Annotated in this window: 1 pseudogene; it reads right to left on the bottom strand. The window is 33.4% G+C overall.

The window, feature by feature from the left end:
- Positions 1 to 281 (bottom strand): annotated as a pseudogene (locus ACFIL8_RS12425) (type II toxin-antitoxin system RelE/ParE family toxin).
- Positions 282 to 578 lie beyond the last annotated feature (297 nt).

Below are 578 nucleotides of genomic sequence, written 5' to 3'. Positions count from 1 at the left end.
TCAATGGTAATCTTGATAATCAACAAGCTCCACATCTGTTCCTATAAAGCGAAAAGTAACACGCCAATTTCCATTCATCCATATAGAATAGTACCCTGTAAGTTCACCTTTAAGAGGGTGTATTTTAAAGGCAGGCGCTCTCAACATTTCAGGCGTAGTAGCACTTGTTAAAGCCGTTAAGATAACGCGTAATTTTTTAAGTGATCTGGTCAAATAGCTTTTGTGGAACCTGTTGTATAAAATAATTTTAAGCCCTTATATTTAAAACTCACAATTGCCATTACCGCCCCTTGTCGTATATCATTGCTATACGGTTAATAACAAATAAGAGTTAAGCCCATGTTAGAAATATCTGATTCTATATCTGGAAAAAATAGATAGGAATAAGTGATAAAAAGCTTCAAAAAGGTTAGGGATAGACACTCAAAAAACATAATAGAATCAATGAATTATAAAACCCTTTACTCTTGTAGTAAATCACTGATTTTAATTACCTTTTTTACACTCTTTTAGTGGTGCAAAACTATAACGATGTAATCCTATAACTGGTCCATATTTATCAAGAGCTGTACGATGCG

The organism is Bartonella sp. AP57NXGY (assembly GCF_042195805.1).
Lineage (GTDB): Bacteria > Pseudomonadota > Alphaproteobacteria > Rhizobiales > Rhizobiaceae > Bartonella.
Note: the sequence above shows the minus strand (reverse complement) of the source record. Positions and strands in the feature narration are given on the sequence as shown.